Source organism: Deefgea salmonis, assembly GCF_020531905.1.
Classification (GTDB): Bacteria; Pseudomonadota; Gammaproteobacteria; order Burkholderiales; family Chitinibacteraceae; genus Deefgea; species Deefgea salmonis.
In genome coordinates this window covers 26983-41474 of sequence record NZ_JAJAWG010000017.1, presented here as the reverse complement: position 1 = coordinate 41474, position 14492 = coordinate 26983, and the positions used below count along the sequence as shown (strand labels likewise).

Sequence of the window (14492 nt, the reverse complement as noted above, 5' to 3'; positions counted from 1 at the left end):
CATTCCCTCTCCCTTGATGGGAGAGGGTTAGGGTGAGGGTGAAACTACGGCGTGCAGCTCAACACCCCCATCCCAGCCTTCCCCCATCAAGGGGGAAGGGGTTACAGTCGCGCCACTCAAGCGCTGGCGATTTAACGTATCAACACCCAACTTGAACATCGTACATCTATTCAATGTATTGCCCTCTAGACCACAAAACACAAAGCCTAGATGGCAATACCTACTAGCAAGGCAGCTCAGCTTTGGGGCTAGCGTAATAACGCCAAGTCATCCACACGCAGCTCACATAAAAAGCAATAAACGCGTACAAGGCTAATTCTGGCCCGCCACTGGCTTGCATCGACAAACCAAAGCTTTGCGGAATAAAGAAACCACCATACGCACCAATCGCACTAATAAAGCCCGCTGCTGCTGCCGATTCTTGCATCCCGCCCAAGCGCGCCGCTTTCAATGCAGCTTCATCGCTGCCCGTTGCCTCACGCATTCTGAGGGTGGCAAAAATCGTTGGAATCATCTTATACGTCGAGCCATTACCCAAACCGGCAAAGGTAAACAGCAATAAGAACATGGCAAAAAAGCCTGGCCAAGAACCGCCGCTTAACTGTCCATCCACGCCCAACTCAGGCAAAAACGCCAGCACACCCAACACCGCACATGCCATGCCAATAAACACACCTAGCGTAACCTTAGCGCCGCCGATTTTGTCGGAAATAATACCACCCACTGGGCGAATTAATGCCCCGATCAACGGTCCTAAAAAGGCATACTTCATGACAGCAACATCAGGAAATAACGACTTCGTCAACAAGGCAAACGCCCCAGCAAAGCCAATAAAGCTACCAAAAGTACCGATATACAACCAGCACATCAGCCAGTTGTGCTTGCGGCGGAAAATCACCGCTTGCTGCGCAAACGACGAGCGCGCATCAGCAATATCATTCATGCCAAACCAAGCGGCCACTGCAGCAATCGCAATCAATGGCACCCACATAAAGCCCGCGTTTTGTAACCAAAGCGATTGCGCAGCGCCTGCTTTGAGATAACTTTGCGCCTCGCCACCAAAAGCCCCAAACAACGGCAAAGTGATCGCCAACGGAATCAATAATTGCGCCAAAGAAACGCCCAAATTACCAAACCCAGCGTTTAAGCCATTGGCTGAACCTTTTTTCGCCGTCGGGAAAAAATAACCAATATTGGCCATCGAGCTGGCAAAATTGCCGCTACCCAAACCACAGAGCAGCGCAATCATCAACAATTCGGTATACGACGTAGTGGGATCTTGCACCGCAAAGCCCAGCCACAACGCCGGAATCAACAACACCGCCGTTGAAATCGCCGTCCATTTACGCCCGCCAAATCGCGCTGGCATAAACGAATAAAAAATCCGCAGCGTGGCGCCCGACAATTGCGGCAGCGCCGTTAACATAAACAACTGCTCTTTACTAAAATTAAACCCTGCCGAATTCAGATTGAGCGCCACCACACTCCACAGCACTGAAATCACAAAACCCAAAGTCAAACAGGGAATCGAAATCGCCAAATTGCGTTTGGCCACCGACTGACCTTGCTCTTGCCAAAACACCGGATTTTCAGGCTCCCAACGGGTTAACACCGCACTTTTTGCCATGATTTTTACCTTTTCATTTGCCAGCCGCACCATTCATTTCTGCGGTATAGGGGCAACTATACGGCAAAAAAAAAGCGCCCCACGGGCGCAGACCAGCAAAAACCTACCCCCAAAGGAATAGGCAAAATCCACCAAAAATCCGCCTTGGCTCGCAACACAGACCATATCACCGCATGCCCACGGCATAAACCAGCAATACGGGGCGCTCAGCCCGACACCACAACATTGCGAACTACCTCAATAGAGATAGGGGCGCAATAATTAACAACTTCAATTCCTTTGATTTTTCGCAAACTCAAGCCATGAAAAAAGCCATCTCGTCCCAACATCAAAACCAACACCTCAATCGTGCTCTATTTGGGCTGACTCAATCACGCTCACCCCGGGCGCGGCGCGTAATGCCGCGGCCAGCATGGTCGCCGCGACATGCTCAACCTTCACCGCGCGCCACGCCACTGGAATACACGCCGCCAAATGCCGATTGAGCCATAAGCCAAATTCTTCGGCGCGGCGTCGATCTGGCCGCACGCCGGCATCGAGCAAAGACGGCCGAACAATCGTTAACGAGCCAAATCCCAAGGCGCGCACATCGCGCTCTACCTCGCCCTTAGTACGCAGGTACAAACCGCGAGCCTGTGCATTCGCCCCCAATGAAGAATTCAGCACCAAAGTCGGCGTTGCGGCCTGATGTAAACACTGGGCCGCCTGCAAGACATAGTCGTAATCAACGCGCCGAAATGCCGCCGCTGAGCCAGCGATTTGGCGCGTTGTGCCCAATGCACAGAGTGCGGCATCCACCTGCCACCATGCCGCGTCAGTGGGTAGCGCGTCAAAGTCGACAATCGGATTTTGCAATTTAATATGCGCCGTTAAAGCGCGCCGCGTTGGTGCAATCACCCTTGCGACATTAGCGTGCGCCAAAGCCTGTTGCAATAATTGCTGACCGACTGCACCGGTTGCCCCTAAAATCAACAGCGTTTTTTGCATCTATCCAACCTCAAGATCAAACATTGATCGGTGGGTATAACCAGCTAAATCCTGATGAATATAATCGTCAAGGCAATACCCAATAAATTTAACAAACTACATATTCGTTCTGATGGCTTGCTTGCAAAAGCCACAGTGCATTAGCCATGCCCCCTGTCCCTTCAGTAGGTTTGCATGACTATGCCAATAATCCAATAATCGCTCTATTTGCTCACTCAAAAACATCATTGCCACGGCATGATCCTCAGGCCCTTTCTTTTTGCTAGCATCATGACAAAAATACGCCTAAGATACAATTCATTTTCCTATTCAAGAATCAATTCACTCACATGTCTCCACGCGCAGAAAGCATAAAGTCAAAGCTAGAAAAAGGACCACTATCTGCCAAGCAACTGGTTGATATGATTGGCGTTAGTCAACCAACAATTTCACGCGCCATTGCGGAGTTAGAGCATAAAGTCGTCTCGATTTCAGAAAAAAAATCTATTCAATATGCTTTGCGTGATACCAGCAGAAAGCTGACTGACATGCCCATTTTTCGCATTGATGCCGATGGATTAATTCGACAATTAGGCACGCTCATCCCTGTTCGTCCAGAGGGCTTTGTGATGCAAGAAGTCAAAGGCAGCTCATTGCATAGTGATGGCCTGCCATGGTGGTTATTTGACATGCGCCCACAAGGCTATCTGGGACGCGCCTATGCCGCGCAATACGGCAACCGATTGCAACTGCCTGAGCGACTTTCCGACTGGACTGACACCCATGCATTACAAGCCCTACTGGCCTATGGACATGATACGGCGGGAAATTTGCTCATTGGTGAAACCGCGCGTCATCACTGTTTAAACAGCCCTATTCCTCAGCCCATCGCAATAGAAAAAAAAGGTGAAGAGTACGCCCGATTAGCGGTGGCGGTACTTGAAGGCGGGGGCGCAGGCTCATCGGCAGGGGGTGAACAACCCAAATTTACCACTTATGCAATGACCCCAACGGGAACACATCACGCCATCATTAAATTTAGTGAGCGCGAAGTTGGCCCGGTCAGCGAACGATGGCGAGATTTACTGCTCGCCGAGCACGTAGCTTTAGAGACGCTACGCGAAGCCGGCATTGCAGCCGCGCAGACGGACATCATTGACCATGAAGGACAACGATTTCTCGAAGTGATTCGTTTTGATCGCATCGGGCCATTGGGCCGCTGCGCACTATTTTCTTTGGCAGCACTGGATGCCGAATTTGTTGGATCAGGCAAAGGCGGGTGGCCCATCATTGCCGAGCAACTGGCAGCCAACAAGATCATTAAAAAACCAGCCGTCAGCGCTGCGCAGCTTTTATGGGCATTTGGCACACTGATCGGCAACTCGGATATGCACAACGGCAATCTGTCGTTTATCTCCGCCGATGGCCGACCCTATGACATTTCACCCGCTTACGATATGGTGCCAATGGCCTTTGCACCACGCACCGGGGGTGGATTACCGAACGTGATTGCTGAAGCACAAATCTATACCTATATCCCCAATGAAACTTGGCACCTCGCCGCATCATTGGCATGGACATTTTTAAATCAGCTCAAAAAAACCAGCGCTTTGAGTGAGCGATTTACCCCCTGTCTGATGGCCCTTGAACAACATATCCATATTGCCAGCGCAAAAATAGCCCGCCTCGGCTAAATATCGGCACGGTGTATGCCAATTCAGATCACAAGCAATAAAAAAACCACCCTTGTTATCCTCACAAGGGCGGTTTGATTATTTTTTACTCACGACCTACCAGCCGCATTGGCATTGGGTTGCTTAGGCTTATCTACCGTTTATCCACAACTTTAACCTCAGAACTTGTGGATTTAAAATATTCATCTAGCGCAAATTTGAGCGGCGTTTTTACCGGATGGGCTTTGCGCCAAACTCAAACCCAACCGCACACCAGACTGATTGCACTCGAGCCAAACCCCTTTATCACGCGGCTTGTTCACAATCACCGCGATCGCCCACGCCCGCCGCCCGAACTTTAGCCATCAAATGCAAATGACCGACCACATTGGTCGCTATTTCAGCGTGCGATACGCCATTTTTTTCGCTTATATTGCCTGATCCATCGCCCTCCATCGGGTGTGAAGTGAATCAAGATGCGCGGCTATATATCGCAGATCAGCATCACTCATACCGGCATCCACCATTTTTTTTCGCCACGCCTGACTCACCGTTGCCATCAATTCGCGCACGACATTGATGGCCTCTTCTCTTTGATAATGAAAATGATGCGCTTCTGCGAGTAACTGTTCCAAACTCGGTGAGGCATTTTCATTCACCAATGGCATGCCCATATATTGCAGATGTGTGCCTTGTGGATGAACATCATAAACAGGCGCTAGCCGGTATTGATTGTCACCAACATGTAAAAAACCATGATTTTTAATATGGTCATCCGTATTGTCGATCAAAATATTGAATACCATTCGCCGAAACAATTCTTGGCAATCTTGCTTAGGGTTCGCGCCAAAACGGCTTATTGCTTGAGCCAATTCGACATAACTGCCTTGGCCTGACTCATAAGCCACATTCAGCAAACCCGCTGCAGATAGAAAATGGATGCGTTGCTCGCCTTCAGGGCTCGTTATGCGATCAAACCTTTTGATTAAAAAAATTATTCTTTGGTTGATTTCAACACAGCGAAATTCTGCGGTTTGTATGCCGCACATTTTTGCTAATGCCATTGCGCCCGCTTCGGCCAATTCAATATTGAAAGGATCTTCTCGCAGCGGGAACTTAGCCAGCCACAGCGCGCCTTGATCAGCAATGCTGGCCTTGGGTCTGGCGCCACCCAATGAGCCGCCCTGCGTCAACAACCGGCGAATATCCACGGGCACTTCTTTAGCATATTGGATGGCCATCGCCATTTCATACAGCTCGTCCAATGACAATTGGGGTGTTTCAGCCAGCACCTGAGGTTCATCATGAATGACCACCAAAGCACCAATGCGATGCTGATTAGTACAAGACAACATCGCGTAGTCATCTAGGGCAGCCCCCTGATTAGCAGCAGCCAAAACGAGGCGTCCCCATGCATCAGGTAGTGAGTCTTTTAGGTAAGGTGGCAATGCACCACCATCCCGAATCCTTTTGGCTGACAAATGATTAATCGCCAGAGATAAAGCCGGATCGGGGTGGAAGCGAAAATTGTGCTTTTGCTGATATTGCCGCCCATAGCTGAGCGTGCCACTTTCAACAACACCTTGCCGTTCTACTTTTAGTAATGCGGCAGGTATCGGCTGAACTGTACTTGGCAAATACACTCCTATACGCAAACTGTAATGACGTGAAGATGCCATCAGAAATCAATCTCCTCATCCGTAGGCAGCGTTGGATTTACCTTACGCACTCGTTTACGCATCGCTTCGGATTTGATCAATGATTCCACAGGCACGGGCGCAACGGCTGATAGGCTATCCAAGCACCCTAAAATACCTAAAGCATTCACCAATAGCCCGATTTGAGTCGTTGCTTCACCCTTTTCTAGCGCAGCATAAGTCGACAACGAACACTGAAGGCGCTGCGCCATTTGCGCCATCGTATCACTGCGCATGATACGCAGTGTTCGTAAGCGATTACCCAACTCGGCCAGCGCATTTTTACCCGCATCATCAACAGGAAGAAGTTTTCTAGTCATGCTATAGCAGTCATTAAATAGAATAAAAACTATTATAGTACGCATTAAAGTACTTTGTTGCACAAATCAGTGGCGTAGTGCTGCTGCGCCCCATCAGCGTGCAGTGCGCCATTTTTTACGCTCAAAATGCGGGTAATCGGGCGTTTTCCAGCGCCCGCCCCAAGCCAAACCAAGGCGCTCGCCAATCGGGCCGAGGCATAAATAAAAAGCCAACTCGCGGGCGGTATTGCCCTGCAGATAGTTGCCGTTTTCAAACACCCCGACATCCAGCGCCTCAGCGTCGCCATGCGCCGTGTCGGCCAAATCGGTATTGTGCGCGCTATGCGTTACCCACGTGACCTTGCGCCCGGGCTTAGTTCGCCCTTGCGCGTACAAGGCATTTTGCTCAGATTGCGGCCGCCAAGTGCAAACCAAACGCACCGCAAGCGCCGGATTTTGCTGCTGCAAAGCGGCATTGGCCTCAGCCACCAACTGCTCAGCCAGCAAGCGAATGCTGACATGCAAATCTTTGAGATCACGACTCGACATGATTTATCCCTATAAAAAAGGCCAAATCAATACATCAATCAACGCTGGCGGATTTACCGTTGTTAATTTGGCTGGCCGGATTTTTTAAATAGCAGTCAAAACTATTGTTCGCCAAGCTGTTCGCAACAAACGTCCCTTCCCAGACATCTGCATCACCATGCTTTACGCTTCGTGCGCAGACCCAGCAAAGTGGACACCTACAAGCCGAGCAGGCACAAAAAAAGCTGGCTAGGGAGCCAGCTTTAAAATTACTTATTCAGTGACTTTAATCTCTTCAATTATAAAATGCGACGTAAGCAATCATTGAGTCGTATAAAATTATCACTTTGTTCAAGTATTGGTTTCTCTTGTTTAATTTGCACCAAGCATTGTTTCAATTCACTAGGTGGATACTGTGGATCCCCAATAACAACGTCAAGCAAAAACAATAACTCATCTGGAAATTGCTTACATAAATTCGACTCAACGAGCTCGCTAATTATGTAACTCGGATGTTCAACAGGACCAAGCCAAGTCTTGAAAGTTTCAAACGCCGAAGGAAATTCATGCCCTGCAGCTACAATTAACCGGATCACTAATTCGGAAATTAGCGGGGTTACAAGTTCTTTCGATTTTGGCCACACGTTTTGCCAATACGGCAGAATACGATTTTTCCAATACTCCTCACGCTGCTCAGAAGCACCTTCGAGAGCTTGCAGAAGTGCCTGAACAGATGCCTCCAGTCCCTCTTGCGGCAAGTTTTTAAACGCAGTTCTAAACTCTTCAGAAGTAAAGCCCGGAGGCGTTTCTAACGCTACATACGTAAGAAAAGCCGCAAACTGTTGACGATGCTTACCTAAATCAGCGAAATGGTTAGCACTTTCAAGAAACTGGGGCTTAAAAGCAATCAATAAAGGCAGATAAATTCGCGGCGACCATAAAAATCCTTCCCAAGCTGCTTTTGCTTCAGCAGGATTAGTCCAACAAAATAGTGGCAATAAATATTGCTCAGTCCAATCTCGATCCACTCGGAAAACAGCGATTAATCTCGAACTCAGCAATACTCGTCCATGACGAAACCTATCAATATTTGTATCGCTAAGTTCCGTAAATAAGGATTTGAACTCATCTGAAAGCAAATCACCATCGTTCGGTTTGTGCTTAAACCAAAGGTTAATAAGCACCTGCGTTACATGCCCTATGGGATGGTTTATGGCTTCCTCTACCGGTTCATTAATCGGTTTGCCATTAATTAAAATGCCCGTACTTGCTTCTAGTGGCAATGTCAAAACACGGCGGCACAAATTCAACAATATCTCCTCATATCGACTGATTGATTTAGATACAGTCATCATCCACCACGTCAATTGGTGAGCAACATCCTGAAGTTGTTTATCAGGCACGAGACCAACTAAGGGTGCGACATAATTCCAGGATCGCATCACCATGCCTTTTTCGCTCCAAACTTGCAGCGCTTCACGCCATCGCTCAACTGGCCACACTCCATTACGCGCCAAATCACACAGAGCGAACAAACTATTCAACATATGTTTGCGGCAGACCTCGCGCCAAGTGTCCTCCTCAAAAAGCCATTGTTTTTTTGGTGTTTTTATTAACCACTGAACAAGTTCGCTCCGCTTTTTGGGTGCTATATCAACATTACAACTGTCTTCCCAACTTAAGTCATCACCCCCACCCATCCAATATGAAAACTCATCTCTCTCGTTGATTGCCAACTGCCATTCAGGGTTGTCATCGGACAACTCTGCCAAGCGTTCTGCTGCAAGTTTTCCCAGATTGAGGCCCGACGCTTTTAGCTTGCTAAGATGACGCCAGATAGAGTGGGCCACCAAATTCTGCAACGCCCCCTCGTCCAAGTTACCCCGAAACGTATGCGGCCCCAACAAAATTGCAGACTCAAGACGGTTCTGATCAAACTCACCCAACCGTTGGCCCTGCAAAACAAATAGCCTGAACACCTCCCGCCTCGTCTCTGTAGACCATAGCCACATCGCGCCATCAGCCAAAAGCCAATCGACCCACTGCTCTGGCAAAATGCGATCCTCTATGCTGGCGGCAAACAGGGCCAGACGCTTAAATATGGGATATGGTAGCTCGAACCACACGAGCGCTATTTTCGTCGCGCGCGGGCAGTCATTGACACGAAGCGCCAGCCAAGAATCACGCAACAGCTCTATCAGACTGGCCCAGTCGTCAAAACCTTGATTTTGCTTGTGTGGCGCAATAGAGGGCAAATAAAGATATGAACGATCTACATGCTCATCCGTATCGCCCAACGCTTTAAACAAATCCAGTGCATCGCGCAACAATTGCTGAAAATCTTCCAACAGATGCGGCAAAGCTAATGTCCAGTCAGCATTATCAGCCAACTCACTCAGAGTTAAATGGACGTGATCAGTCGCCAGTACGAGATCATAATTCACCAATTGTTTGAACCGCGTGCGCTCGTCAACGCTCTCACTGTCGTCACTCCAACGAGATGACTCCCTCAACATTATTTGCGGAGCAAGCAGCTCGCGCAATTCTAAGCGCAACGTAATAGTAAGGCCTTCTTGCCTTAACCGTTTAGCCCAAAGATAAAGATCAGGCCCAAGTCCTTTTGACTTCACTCGTCCACTAAGCAATAAGCGCCAAAATGTTCGCATTAAAGAGCCAGGAATAGCTAGAGGTGAATTTAACCGAATTTCATCTAATTCGGCGGTATTACCCTCTCTCTCTAGAGATGCCAAATGACTCAGTTTCGATTCAATCATACGCCGCCATTCATGATGTATTCGGCCTCCATCTTGAGCGATCCAGAGTATCAGCCTGGGGTCGCCCAAATGACGTAGAAGCCAAAAAGCCAAATGACGCATCACGTCATCCCACTGACTACCTAGCAAGTCACTTGAAGCCAACACCATACGTGGAGCTTGATCATAAGCAACTGGTCTACGAATTAAACTAAAGCTAAGCTTGCCGTCTAAATCACGGCTCGGCGAAACGCCAAAACGTGGCAGATCAACACCCCCAAAATGGTCTTTAGAAAATGTATCTAACAGCCAGTCGAGTGAAGGAGCCGGATTGAAACTAGCAAAAGATTTAGCTGGCAATCCCGATTTATCTGATAAGGCCCATAATACTCGACCGACAAAATCATCTTGCTGCGTACTTTCCTGTGGCCGAGCCAGTGCATGTTTTACAACGATGGCCTCTTTACCCTGTACTCCGTCACGATAGATATTTGCCCAAGCATGCAAGGTAACGTGTAACGCAGAATGGTCGTAGCTATTAGCAGGCACTTTATAGAGAATAGGTTTGACGCCTTTGGAGAGCCATTCAATAGTTTTACGATGCTCCTGCCCCGGTTCAACATCACCTAACGCCCAAGCCTGCAGCGTGATCTCCCCCTGCATTCGATCGGCGGCCAACGCGTCCATCATGTAGCGCAGCACAGGATCATTGAGACTGTAACCCACGAAACAAACCACATAGTTGCGGAATAACTCGCTCACAAAGCGGGCTGCCCAGCGTTCCGTCAGGTAGGCCAAGCCAAAATCACCACTGGTGACAACTAAACGATTTAGAGCTGCATCATCCGCCTTTTCGGGCAGTTGACCATGCAAATAAACCAGTCCATCCCATCGGCTATTTTTTGGAATTGGCAGCATTGGTGCCGCGTAAGATTGAAATTTTTGACCCGTGCGTTTGGCCGCCACATCAAAGAGATTATCAAAGTTGGTAGTAACTAACCGCAGCGCACCTCCACGACTACGCCCCAGCCGCAACAATGCAGACTGCGTATCAATAGCGCCCTTGCGGCGTAGCTTGGGCTTCAACACTTGAGCAAGTTTACTGCGTACAGCAAAACGACCGCCCACAATACGCCGCTCTAAGAGATCAAGTGCAGAGTCAAACTGCTGACGCTTCAATGCCACAGCCTCAATTTCACTAGGATCTTCACCAATCAGCTTGTAGATTTTATTTACCAACCCCCCAAAACCAGGCAAGCCTGCTGGATAGGAAATACCCGCGCCACAAAAAAATACTACACGACCATCCTCGTGTGCCTGCAGCAACTCATCTGGAATGTCTGGGCCGTTTTCTATGAATTGCATTTATCCTTCCTATTCAATTATCGAGGCTTAAGGCGTGCACTAATGCGATAACATCGTACGGGAATATCCATTCGTCAGCTTGTGCTTGATATTGAATATTCGCAAATGACTCAGAAAGGCGGCGTTGCTTTAACGCTGCGGCGCTGATGGTGATTGGCGTTGGCATTGGATTGGTGGGTTACGCCCAAGGGCTAACCCACCCTACGCCCTGCTACAAATCATTTTTCTATAGATGTATTTGATTGCAGGTATTGATTTAAATGAGCTAGATGCCGATACCCTCGGTATCAAGCAAGCGCTGCCAAACTATTTCCCGCCGCACCCCAGCGCCCTTTAAGCCGCCGATTGACTAAAACAAGCCAGCGCGGCGGCAAACGCGTAAAATGATGCAGATTCAGGGCTTGGCCCGACACTACCGCGATATAAATACTGCAATGTCAATTCAAACACCCAACACCCCTTCCCGCCGCTTCTGTATTGCGCCGATGCTCGATTGGACTGACCGTTTTTACCGTAGATTCGCTCGAACGTTAAGCCAGCACACTTGGCTGTATACCGAGATGGTGAATACCGGCGCGATTATTCATGGCGATCCGATGCGGCATTTGCGGTTTGATCCGTCAGAAAACCCGATTGCTTTGCAATTGGGTGGCTCAAATGCGGCTGATTTGGCGCATTGCGCCAAGGTGGCCGAGCAATGGGGTTATAACGAGGTCAATTTGAATGTGGGTTGCCCTAGCGAGCGGGTGCAGTCGGGCTCGTTTGGCGCTTGCTTGATGCTGGAACCCGATTTAGTCAGCGATGCGGTTAAAGCCATGCGCGATGCGTGCAGTATCGACGTTACGGTGAAGCACCGGATTGGCATTGATCAGATTGAGGATTACAGCTTTGTACGCGACTTTGTTGGCCATGTGGCCGATGCCGGTTGCAGCACGTTTATTGTGCACGCCAGAAATGCGATTTTAAAAGGCCTCAGCCCGAAAGAAAACCGCGATATTCCGCCGCTTAAATATGCTTATGCCTATCAGCTCAAGCAAGACTTCCCGGCGCTAGAGATCATTATTAATGGCGGTATTACCACCATTGCCGACAGCCAAATGCATTTGCAGCATGTGGATGGCGTAATGCTCGGGCGCGAGGCTTATCATAATCCGTGGATTTTAAGCGAAGTGGATGCGGCGATTTATGGTGCGCCGCACGTTGAAACCACCCGCCGCGCGGTGATGGAAGACTTACGCGGCTTTGTCGACGCGGAGCTCGCGGCTGGCACGCCATTACGCTATGTGGCGCGGCATATTTTAGGGCTGTACCAAGGCCGGCCCGGTGCGCGGCATTGGCGGCGGATGTTGTCGGATGCTGCGTTGCTGAAAAACGCCGATTGGCGCTTGATTGAAGAAGCGCTTAATATTGTCGAATCTCGTCAGGATTAAACCCATGCTGCCCATTCGACCTTTCGCTGTACTGCTTGCTGCCGGTCTTTTAACGTTGCCAGCGTTGGCCATGGCCGATGAAATGACGCTCTTGGCCACCATGGGTGGCAAGGCGATTTTTCAGTTGAATGGGCTAAAGAAAACCTTGCAAATCGGCCAAACCGTGGGCGATATCAAGGTGATTTCAATTGCCGCTGATTCGGCGGTGATTGAGGCCAGCAATGGTCGGCAACGGCGTTTAGGTTTGGGTGAAGGTTATGTAATCTCGGCAGGCACGCCTAACGATGGCGACGGCAATTTGGTGCTGGTGCCTAGCCAAGGCGGGCATTACCTCACCGATGTGGCGATTAATGGCCAAACGCAGCGCGGGGTGGTTGACACTGGCGCGACGCATTTATCGATGTCGGCCAATGTGGCCAACCAGCTCAAGCTGAACTATCAAAACGGCCAGCCGATGCGCTCACACACCGCCAATGGCGTGATTCGCTCGTGGCTGATCGTGCTGCCTAAAGCCAAAATCGGCAATGTAACGCTGTATAATCTGGACGTGGTGGTGCGTGATAGCAACGACAACAATCCTATTTTAATCGGCATGAGCACACTCAATCGCTTTCAAATGAAGCGCGATCAAGAGCTGATGATTTTAAGTAAAAAGGCCTATTAATGGCAAAGCAACGCATTGTGTTAGCCAGCAATAACGCTGGTAAGGTGAAAGAATTCAATCATTTATTGGCCGACTTTGATTTAGAAGTCATCCCGCAAGGCGAGCTTGGCGTCAGTGAATGCCCTGAGCCGTTTGCTACCTTTGTCGAAAATGCCCTCGCCAAAGCACGGCATGCGGCGCAAGCCACCGGTTTACCGGCGCTGGCCGATGATTCTGGCTTGTGCGTGCATGCGCTAGGTGGCGCGCCGGGGGTGTATTCGGCACGCTATGCTGGCGAGCCCAAATCCGACGCGCGCAATAATAGTAAATTGATTGCGCAAATGGCATCGCACAGCGATCGCCGCGCTTGGTACTATGCCGCCTTGGTGTTGGTGCGTAGTGAGAACGATCCTCAGCCTTTGATTGCTGATGGTATTTGCACTGGCGAAATTTTAACTGCGCCATTGGGTGACGGTGGCTTTGGTTATGATCCGCTGTTTTGGCGGGCGGATTTGGCTAAAACCGTGGCACAAATGTCGGCCAGCGAAAAAGCCCAGATCTCGCATCGCGCCAAAGCGCTCAACACATTAATTGCACAACTGAAGGAAACAGGGCTGTGAGTCAGGATGAAAGTCGTTGGGCCCGCTGGGTAAGAGACGATGGCAGCGTGGTTTCGTGCACCGAAAAAGTCAAAGTCATGAACGAAAACCTCGATGAGCTAGTCCAAATGGCACAAGACTTATTTGAAGATGGCGTATTGATGGAAGTATCCGAAAGCCAAATGCGCGATGTGCTACAGCGCCTCGTGCAGAGTGTGCATAATCCCTATCAAAAATAAGTGATGCCAGCTAAGATCCGGCCTTGAGCAGGACTAGCCAATTGCTGTCTTGATGGTTACATTTTTAATAAGGTAGTCCTAAATTGCAAAAAACATTCCTTGCCCTTGCCCTGATGTTGCCGCTGTCTTGTTTTGCTGCTAAAGCCGCAGACGCTTCTAAACCCGAAGTTGCATCGCCATTTACCGCCGAGCGCAATAAAGCCGCGGGCAACTTAAGCACGTCTTTGGTGGTGATGCAAAAAATGGCCAAAAACTGCAAAATCGAACAAACCGAAGGTCTGATTAATTCGGCCACCAAAGGCTATATCGAGCGCAACAAGGCCTATTTGGGCATGCATTATGGTTATGTCACTGCCTTTCTCGATTTCGTAAAAGAAACCGCCGGCCCCGAAGAAGCCAAAAAAGTCAGTGGCGAATTACTCAAAGCCAACAATGATCAATCGAATAAAATCATTGAAGACATGACCAAAAAAGATGGCCCAACCAAGGCTTGCCAACGCTACTTTACCTATTTAGCGGCGGGCGAAATGGATATCAAAAAAGGCGCTCCCGACTTTAAAACCCTCAATGACATGCTCAATTTTGCCAATAGCCAAAAAGCAAAATAACGGCGTTTTCTGCGTTTAGGGCGGGCCAATTAAAGTGCTCGCCACAGACGCGCCTCAAGAACGCT

General features: G+C 49.3%; 12 protein-coding genes. 6 read left to right on the top strand and 6 right to left on the bottom strand.

The annotated features are described in order from the left end of the window. Positions 1-223 precede the first annotated feature (223 nt). On the bottom strand, positions 224-1627 hold the full coding sequence (locus LG219_RS15055) for a NarK family nitrate/nitrite MFS transporter (protein ID WP_284691705.1): 1404 nt from the start codon (positions 1625-1627) through the stop codon (positions 224-226). A 342-nt stretch (positions 1628-1969) separates the two neighbouring features. Next, positions 1970-2614, bottom strand: a complete 645-nt coding sequence (locus LG219_RS15050) for an NAD(P)H-binding protein (protein ID WP_226765267.1) — start codon at positions 2612-2614, stop codon at positions 1970-1972. 329 nt (positions 2615-2943) lie between these two features. Here LG219_RS15050 and yjjJ point away from each other — a divergent pair, with 329 nt between their 5' ends. Further along, positions 2944-4287, top strand: a complete 1344-nt coding sequence (gene yjjJ / locus LG219_RS15045; protein ID WP_226765266.1) for a type II toxin-antitoxin system HipA family toxin YjjJ — start codon at positions 2944-2946, stop codon at positions 4285-4287. Positions 4288-4694: 407 nt separating this feature from the next. Here the strand turns inward: yjjJ and LG219_RS15040 are convergent, their stop codons facing one another. The 4 genes from LG219_RS15040 to dsr1 form a co-directional block, all read right to left on the bottom strand. Continuing rightward, positions 4695-5903 (bottom strand): type II toxin-antitoxin system HipA family toxin, encoded by a 1209-nt coding sequence (locus LG219_RS15040; protein WP_226765265.1) that lies wholly within the window; start codon positions 5901-5903, stop codon positions 4695-4697. A gap of 41 nt (positions 5904-5944) precedes the next feature. Beyond that, positions 5945-6283 carry a helix-turn-helix transcriptional regulator gene (locus LG219_RS15035; RefSeq protein WP_226765264.1) on the bottom strand — a complete coding sequence of 113 codons (339 nt, stop codon included), beginning with the start codon at positions 6281-6283 and terminating at the stop codon, positions 5945-5947. A gap of 93 nt (positions 6284-6376) precedes the next feature. Further along, positions 6377-6811, bottom strand: a complete 435-nt coding sequence (locus tag LG219_RS15030; protein ID WP_226765263.1) for a M15 family metallopeptidase — start codon at positions 6809-6811, stop codon at positions 6377-6379. Positions 6812-7089: 278 nt separating this feature from the next. Next, positions 7090-10908 carry an anti-phage defense-associated sirtuin Dsr1 gene (gene dsr1, locus LG219_RS15025; protein WP_226765262.1) on the bottom strand — a complete coding sequence of 1273 codons (3819 nt, stop codon included), beginning with the start codon at positions 10906-10908 and terminating at the stop codon, positions 7090-7092. Positions 10909-11342: 434 nt separating this feature from the next. Here dsr1 and dusA point away from each other — a divergent pair, with 434 nt between their 5' ends. The 5 genes from dusA to LG219_RS15000 all read left to right on the top strand — a co-directional run bounded on the left by dusA (position 11343) and on the right by LG219_RS15000 (position 14427). Continuing rightward, positions 11343-12338: a tRNA dihydrouridine(20/20a) synthase DusA gene (gene dusA, locus LG219_RS15020; RefSeq protein WP_226765261.1), complete on the top strand. Its 996-nt coding sequence runs from the start codon at positions 11343-11345 to the stop codon at positions 12336-12338. A 4-nt stretch (positions 12339-12342) separates the two neighbouring features. Next, positions 12343-13002 carry a retropepsin-like aspartic protease family protein gene (locus LG219_RS15015; RefSeq protein ID WP_226765260.1) on the top strand — a complete coding sequence of 220 codons (660 nt, stop codon included), beginning with the start codon at positions 12343-12345 and terminating at the stop codon, positions 13000-13002. Next, positions 13002-13601: an RdgB/HAM1 family non-canonical purine NTP pyrophosphatase gene (rdgB, locus tag LG219_RS15010; protein ID WP_226765259.1), complete on the top strand. Its 600-nt coding sequence runs from the start codon at positions 13002-13004 to the stop codon at positions 13599-13601. Before LG219_RS15015 ends, rdgB begins: the two co-directional genes overlap by 1 nt. Next, positions 13598-13819: a hypothetical protein gene (locus LG219_RS15005; RefSeq protein ID WP_226765258.1), complete on the top strand. Its 222-nt coding sequence runs from the start codon at positions 13598-13600 to the stop codon at positions 13817-13819. The genes rdgB and LG219_RS15005 overlap by 4 nt, the downstream gene beginning before the upstream one ends. An 83-nt stretch (positions 13820-13902) precedes the next feature. Continuing rightward, the gene (locus LG219_RS15000; RefSeq protein WP_226765257.1) at positions 13903-14427 is read left to right on the top strand and encodes a hypothetical protein; all 525 of its coding nucleotides are present in this window, start codon (positions 13903-13905) and stop codon (positions 14425-14427) included. The last annotated feature ends 65 nt before the right edge of the window (positions 14428-14492 follow it).